This window comes from Mycobacterium sp. E3305 (assembly GCF_001666785.1).
Lineage (GTDB): Bacteria > Actinomycetota > Actinomycetes > Mycobacteriales > Mycobacteriaceae > Mycobacterium.
Genome location: NZ_LZJA01000087.1, coordinates 1 through 514, shown reverse-complemented (window position 1 = coordinate 514; position 514 = coordinate 1). Strand labels below are relative to the sequence as shown.

Annotated in this window: 1 protein-coding gene and 1 pseudogene; one reads left to right on the top strand and one right to left on the bottom strand. The window is 71.0% G+C overall.

The features are described 5' to 3' along the window. Positions 1-89: pseudogene (locus tag A5701_RS28800) on the bottom strand (TetR/AcrR family transcriptional regulator); the annotation flags it as partial. A 142-nt stretch (positions 90-231) separates the two neighbouring features. Between A5701_RS28800 and A5701_RS08815 the strand changes: the two are divergent. Further along, positions 232-514: TetR/AcrR family transcriptional regulator (locus A5701_RS08815; RefSeq protein WP_156670005.1), on the top strand; the 283-nt coding region annotated here is incomplete at its 3' end.

Sequence of the window (514 nt, the reverse complement as noted above, 5' to 3'; positions counted from 1 at the left end):
GCCACACAGCGCATGGTGGCCACGATGATCCGCTGGCGGGTCTCCTCACCGCTGGCGCCGACGGGGCGTCCCCGCTGCGCCCGCGTCACCGTGTTCTCCGCACTCGCGCGTCCCGTCCGCAGGCTCTCGGCGCCTGACAGTGTCGAATATAATCGAGTGATCGATTTATTCGGGGTTCGTGCGGAGGTGCGCGGTGCGTGAGGGACGGGACGGCGGCGCGTGCCGTCCCGCATGAGCGCCCGGCCCTCGCGATTGGGGCGCCCGGTGGGCGCCGACGGCGAACAGACCCGCACGCGCATCATCACCGCGGCGATGCGCACTGTGGCCGAGATGGGCTACTCCCGCACCACGATTCGCGAAATCGCCCGCGCCGCCGACATGACGAGCGGCAGCCTGTACCACTACTTCCCGAACAAGGCGGAGCTGATCAAGGCGGCGATCGCGGCGCGCACCGATGTCGCTTTGCCACGGCTGCGGGCGGCCGCCGAGCGGCCGGGGAGCGCGGTCGAACGCA